The following is a 6,031-nucleotide window of genomic DNA, read 5'->3' as shown; positions in this document are numbered from 1 at the left end:
CGCGGCGCGGCGCCCCGAAGCGCGCGGCACCAGACCTAGACTCCAGCACCATGAAGCGCGCTGCCCTCGACCGTCTCGAGCGGCACGCCCTCCTCGGCGGCATCGGCGTCGCGATCCTCGGCGCGGCACTGCTCGTCGCGGCCGTCGCCGCCCAGCTCGGCCCGGCGCCCTATGTCGCCGGTGCGGTCCTGCTGGCCACCGGTCTGTGCCTCGTGCTGGTGCGGCTGGTCCGCCACCGCACGGCCCTGCTCGCCTCCTGCGTCGCCGTCGTCCTCGTCGTCGGGGCCGGGGCCTGGCTCGGTCTGCACGGGCTGCCGGGCGAGCCCGACCACTGGGAGGACACGACCACCGGCAACCGGCACCTCGCCGAGGGGACCTTCCGCGACGGCAACGTCCTCTTCAACGACGGGACCGCCCAGGAGGTGAGCACCGGCACGGTGCTCTGGAGGGTTCCCAAGGGCAGCCGCGTCCTCACGACGACAGACGAGGTCGTCATCCTCAGCGAGCCCACCGACGACCCGGACCAGCCGCGGGTCATCGCCCGCAAGCTCGACTCCGGCCACCAGGTCTGGTGGGCCGAGGTGGGGGCCAAGGTCGCGGCGGTCGCGGACTTCGAGGGTGTCCTCGTCGTCACCTCGCGCCGCGGCACGACCGGCCTCGACCTCGCCTCCGGCGTGGAGGTGTGGACCACCCCACGGGTGGGCGGCACCGAGTGCCGACATGGTGCACCCCGCCGGATCAGCGGGGCCGACCTCGAGCAACGGGCCGTCTTCCTCCCTTCGTCCCTGCGGGGGTCGACGACCGTCGACGCCGTGCGGGTCAGCGACGGCACCGCCATCGCCCGCGACCTCGGCTGCGCCGACGCGGGCCGGGTCATCGACTCCACGATCGTCCAGCACGGGACCGACCGACTCATCGGCCGCTCGGCCCTCACCGGCGAGGTCACGTGGGAGCGGCCCGACACCGGCAGTCTGCGCGAGGTGCAGCTCGCCGATGCCGGCGGGGTCATCTACGTGGCCGAGGAGAGCAAGGGTCGCATCGAGGCCTACCGCACGCTCAACCTGCACACCGGGGACGAGGGCCGCTCGGCGCCGCCGGCCGGCTGGACCGTCGACCGCGACACCATCGGTCGCCAGCGCGCCGACGTGCTCTGGCAGCCGGTGCACGCGCCCGGCCGGGCCGGCCTGTGGCAGGTGGGGCACGAGCCGGGTCGTCACCGTGCCCGGCACCGAGCGCATCGACGTCGCCGAGGCCGACACGAGCGGCTGGGCCGCCGTCGTCGGCGAGACGACCGATGCCGTCGGCACGCGCATCCCCTCGACCTGGGCGGTCTCCCCCGAGGGCGCGGTCCACGGGCCCTTCGACGGGGCGCGCCGGGCCAGAGGCGACTCGAGCATCGCCGAGGGTGTGCTGCGGGTCGGCACCCGCGTCTACCCACTGGACTGAAGAGTAAGCAATCAGTCAGGTTTTCGTTGCGGCGCAACCGAACCCGCGCCGAGGACGTCTCCCCTGCCGACACACCGAGCAAGGGGCTCGGTGGATGACATCAGGGAGACACACCATGCAGCTCACGCGCACCGCCGCCACCGTCCTGTCCGCCACCGCCGTCGCCGCCGGCCTGGCCGCAGCGGCCACCCCGGCCCAGGCCCAGACCTCCGAGCTCGCCAACTCGACCTACAGCGAGGCAGTCGTCGTGGGGTCGATCGACGGCTTCAGGGGCAACCGCCACCAGTTCGCCCTCAGCACCACCTACGGCAACATCGACAGCGGCAGCAAGATCCGCTCGTGGTACTGCCCCAGCGGTGCGAGCATCACGCCGACCTGGGCCTCGTCGCGCTGCACCCTCCGCTCGACGTACAAGCTGGTCAACTTCGTCGAGGAGGGGTATCCGTATGACATCGGCACGGTGAGCTCGACGGGCCGGTCGGCCCAGCAGATCGGCGAAGTGCGCGGCAAGAGCGTCAACTCCACGGCGCAGCGCGACCTGTGGGTCGAGCTGTCGATCTTCGCGCACGAGGGCGACCCCTACGAGCTGCGCGGCACGGTCGGCGGCCGCTCGCTGCAGTCCTCGCCGCGCTACGCCTGGTTCGTCAAGGGCTGACCCACGAGGCGGCCGACCCACGACTCGTCCCCGGTGCGCCTGCGTGCCGGGGAGACGTTTGCTCAACCCGGCGCGCACGCCGCCGAGGTCATGCGGCGGGCGTCGTGCGGCGGATCAGCCCGCGTGGACGATGTTGATCGGGGCCTCGCCGGCACCGATCGCGGCGAGCTGACGGCGCAGCATGGCGACCGCCCGGGGGCGGAAGGCCTCGGTGACGCCCCCGACGTGGGGACTGATGATGACGCCCGGCGCGCTCCACAGCGGGTGCCCGACGGGCAGCGGCTCGGGGTCGGTGACGTCGAGCGCGAAGCGCAGTCGGCCCGCGTGGCGCAGTGCCGCCTCGGTGTCGAGGGCCGGCCCGCGGCCGACGTTGACGACGAGCGTGCCGTCGGGCAGGGAGGACAGCAGCTCCTCGCCGAGGATGTGGTGCGTCGCGTCGGAGCCGGGCAGGACCGAGACGATGATGTCGTGCTCCGGTGCGAGAGAGGCGAGCTCGTCGACCCCGTGCACCGAGTCGACGAGGTCGTCCCCGGCGCGCGCCCGCGAGGCCACCGCCGTGACCGACGCCTCGAAGGGCATGAGTCGCTCGACGATCGCCCGACCCACCGAGCCGTAGCCGAGGAGCAGCACCCGCTTGTCGGCCAGGCCCGGGCGCACGTGGCGGGAGGTCCACTCCCCCTGCGCCTGGGCGCGCGCGAAGTCGTCGAACCCACGCTGCGAGGCGAGGACGAGGGTCAGGGCGAGCTCTGCGGTGGCCGCGTCGTGGACCCCCTTCGCGTTGGCGAGGGAGACGCCCTGCGGCAGGACCGGCAGCATGTTGTCGAAGCCGGCCGACAGCAGCTGCACGAGCCGCACCGACGGCTGCTCGGCCACGACGGCGACGCCCGCGGGCTTGGTCATGTAGGGCGCGATGTAGACGTCCACCGGCTCCTGCGGCGGAGCCTCCTGCGGGTCCCAGACGACGGAGTTCACGCCGTCGACCGGACCCACCGCGTCGCGCCAGCTGCTGTCGGGGAAGGAGACGGTGACCATGCGCGCCATGTTAGGTGGCGCAGGTCACGCAGGCGGCGGCGTCCGACCCGTGACCAACCCGGGACGCATCGCCTCGACGAGCCGGACGAGAACGGACACGGGGCTGACCTCTCGGATCTCGAGCGCGTCACCGCCCACGGCGTCGATCGCGAGCACCCCGTTGCGCAGCACGACGACGTCGAGACCGTCCTCGACGAGTTCCCCGTCGGGGAGGCGGCCGGTCACCCGCACCCGCCAGTGGCGCCACGACTCCTGCTGCAGCAGCATCGCGATCTGCCCGGCGGTCGCGTCTGCGGGCAGTGCCACCTCGGAGTCGCGCCAGAGCAGGGCGGTCACCTGGGACGAAGGGAGGGCCACGGCCTCGCCGAGCCCGAGGCCGCGCCGGGCACCCACCTGCATCATCTCGAGCAGGGAGATCGGCAGGAGCGTCGCGAGCACGGGGAGCACCTGGCGCTCCTGTTCCGGCACCTCGGCCCCGCCGCCGTCCCAGCGGCCGGGCTGTGTGTCGAGCAGGAGCAGTCCCCGCGCGCCGTCGGAGCTCGCCGAGGCCCCGACCGCCACGCCGTCGCTGCTGCGACCGACCATGTCGATGCCGAGGGTGGCCTCGATGTGGGCGCGCAGGCTCCAGTGGACCTCGCTGGTCACGGGCGAGGACTGATCGGCGCCGAGCAGCGCCGCGAAGGCCTCGGGGTCGGGAGCCGCCGCGGTGTCGACGAGCGCGACCCAGCCGTCGTCGTCGACGAGCAGGCGGCCGTCGTCGAAGCGCACACCGGTCGTGCCGCTCATGCCTGCGCCTCCCTGTCGACGCGCAGACCGGCGGCGACCTCGCGCACGGCGTCCACGACATCGGGCAGGGCCAGGACCGGCACCGTCACGCTCGTGGTGATCACGCGGTCGCCCTGCCGGAGGGTCACCTGGTGGAGCACGACGCCCACCTCGGCGACCCGGTGGTGGACCCAGCGCACGAGACTCGCGTCGGACTGCGTCTCGTCGACGAGGTGCGCATCGGTGAGCATGGCGCCCATCGCCTGCCACGTCTGCTCGGCGAGCGTCGCCCACGGGGTGTCCGCGGGGACCTGGTCCTGGGTGACGACGACGTTGCTGCGGAAGGCGACCGGCTCGAAGGGGGCGCCCCACGCCGCGACGACGTCGTCGACGTCGTCACTGAGGTCCTCCCAGGTTGCCGGGACGAGCAGGCTCGCCCCGATCGACGGGATGTCGCGTCGCTGCAGCTCGTCGGTCACCACAGGCCCAACTTATCGCCGACCCACGAGGCGCCGTCGGCCGCGGCGCTGCCGATGGCCGAGCCGAGCTCGCTGCCCGCGACACCACCGATGATGCCTCCGGCGACGCCACCGATGGCGGCTCCGACCGGGCCGCCGATGAGTCCACCGACGATGGCTCCCCCCTTCGCCCCGGCCATGGCCATGCCCAGCGTGGTGCCGCCGGACACCAGGCCGTTGGTCACCGCCCGGGTGCCGCGCTCGGCGTCACCGATCGACGGGTCGCCCATGTCCTCGGCCCACTGTCCGAACCCACCGATGAGACCGGACAGGCCCGCACCGACCGGGCCGGAGACCTTGGCGAACTTGCTCCACCGGGCGAAGCCGGCGACGTTGCGGGCCGCCTGCGATCCCCCCTTCGGGATCCAGCTGGAGTCCTTGCCGAAGAGCGAGGCGCGCTGCATCCACGGGAGCTTGGAAAAGGGGCTGCCGGGCTTGTGCCCGAGGAAGCCGTATCGGCCGTTGGGCAGGCGGCCACGGGGGTTGAACTGGCCGTACTTCCACATACCGACGCCGGCGAGGATGCCACCGAGGTCGCCGAGTCGGTCGAGCCCGAAGCCGAGGTGGTCGAGGATGTTGCCGACGTCGTCCCACATCGTGTTGGCCGAGCCGGGACCGCCCGGGCCAGCCGGCAGGCCACCGGGGCCGGCGTGGAGCCCACCGCCGGGACCACCGCCGATCCCCCTGCCCTGCGAGGTCGTGTCCTGCGAGTCGGCCTGCTCGATGAGCTGGTCGGCGAAGCTCGACAGGCGCGCAGACGCTGACTCCAGCGCTGTCTGGGCCCGCGCCCAGCTCGTGACGAAGGCCTCGAGGTCCGGCCCCTCCCACGCGCCCTGCAACGTGGTCAGCCCGGCCGTGCCCGCCTCGCCGACCTCTGCGGCGCGACGCGCCTCGCGGCGCAGCTGGCCACCGATCTGCCGGACCCGGACCGGGTCCATCCCGTGCGTGACGGTCATGCGCTCTCCTTCTGCGATCGTCCCGGACCACGCTAGCCATCGGGACCGGCCACGGCGATGGGGAGCACTCCCCGCCGACGGCACGTCGCCTACCCTGTGGCCATGTCGCGCACCCCGGACCCGGACGAGACCCTCGCCGCCTGGCGCGCGACGATCGCCGCAGGGGACGCGGTCGTCATCCGGCAGAGCCGCGCCCAGGCCGTCGGCTACCTCCTGCTCGTCGTCGGGCTCACCGCCGTCTGCGTCTGGGTCCTCCTCCGTGGCGACGGCTGGTGGCTGCGCACGGCGCTCATGTGGGCCGGGGTCCTCCTCTTCGGGGTCCTCGGCATCCCTGTCCTCGCGCGGCAGGTCGTCAGAGGCGAGCAGCCCGTCGTCCGGGTCACGGCCACGACGGTCAGCGTCGGGGACGAGACGCTGCCGCTGTCGCAGATCACCTGGGTGCGTCGGCACGACGGCACGTACGGCGAGGTGGCTGCCGACCGATCGGGTGGGGTGAGCGTCTTCCGCGGCGAGGAGCACGTCCTCGAGATCCCGCTGCCGCCGTCGGTTCCCACCGGGGCGGTCGAGCGCCTCCTGCTGCCGGACGAACAGCCGCGCGGGGGCTGACCGCTCCACGGCCGGCTTCACGACGAAGGGGGCGGTGCCGGGTCGACCGGCAC

At 73.4% G+C, this 6,031-nt stretch carries 7 protein-coding genes; 3 read left to right on the top strand and 4 right to left on the bottom strand.

What is annotated here, in order from left to right; translation table 11 throughout:
• Positions 1-50: 50 nt before the first annotated feature.
• Positions 51-1,544: an outer membrane protein assembly factor BamB family protein gene (locus tag AC2W7J_RS14705; protein ID WP_485983291.1), complete on the top strand. Its 1,494-nt coding sequence runs from the start codon at positions 51-53 to the stop codon at positions 1,542-1,544.
• Positions 1,545-1,561: 17 nt separating this feature from the next.
• The gene (locus AC2W7J_RS14700; protein ID WP_485983289.1) at positions 1,562-2,101 is read left to right on the top strand and encodes a hypothetical protein; all 540 of its coding nucleotides are present in this window, start codon (positions 1,562-1,564) and stop codon (positions 2,099-2,101) included.
• A 114-nt stretch (positions 2,102-2,215) separates the two neighbouring features.
• On the opposite strand, the gene AC2W7J_RS14695 is transcribed toward AC2W7J_RS14700, so the two are convergent.
• Genes AC2W7J_RS14695 through AC2W7J_RS14680 form a run of 4 tightly spaced genes read right to left on the bottom strand, consistent with a single transcriptional unit; the run spans position 2,216 to position 5,372 of the window.
• A complete protein-coding gene (locus AC2W7J_RS14695) occupies positions 2,216-3,133 on the bottom strand; it encodes a 2-hydroxyacid dehydrogenase (protein WP_485983287.1) in 918 nt (305 codons plus the stop codon).
• Between the two features lie 24 nt (positions 3,134-3,157).
• A complete protein-coding gene (locus AC2W7J_RS14690) occupies positions 3,158-3,919 on the bottom strand; it encodes a hypothetical protein (protein ID WP_255185682.1) in 762 nt (253 codons plus the stop codon).
• Positions 3,916-4,377 (bottom strand): hypothetical protein, encoded by a 462-nt coding sequence (locus AC2W7J_RS14685; protein WP_255185681.1) that lies wholly within the window; start codon positions 4,375-4,377, stop codon positions 3,916-3,918. Before AC2W7J_RS14685 ends, AC2W7J_RS14690 begins: the two co-directional genes overlap by 4 nt.
• A complete protein-coding gene (locus AC2W7J_RS14680) occupies positions 4,374-5,372 on the bottom strand; it encodes a WXG100 family type VII secretion target (protein WP_485983285.1) in 999 nt (332 codons plus the stop codon). The genes AC2W7J_RS14685 and AC2W7J_RS14680 overlap by 4 nt, the downstream gene beginning before the upstream one ends.
• Before the next feature lie 102 nt (positions 5,373-5,474).
• Between AC2W7J_RS14680 and AC2W7J_RS14675 the strand changes: the two genes are divergently transcribed.
• Entirely contained in the window at positions 5,475-5,978 is a 504-nt protein-coding gene (locus tag AC2W7J_RS14675) for a hypothetical protein (protein WP_485983284.1), read from the top strand.
• Positions 5,979-6,031: the final 53 nt, after the last annotated feature.

Source organism: Janibacter sp. CFPM2_SD2 (assembly GCF_057364645.1).
The sequence above is the reverse complement of the archived record's forward strand: the minus strand, read 5'-3'. Positions and strand labels throughout refer to the sequence as shown.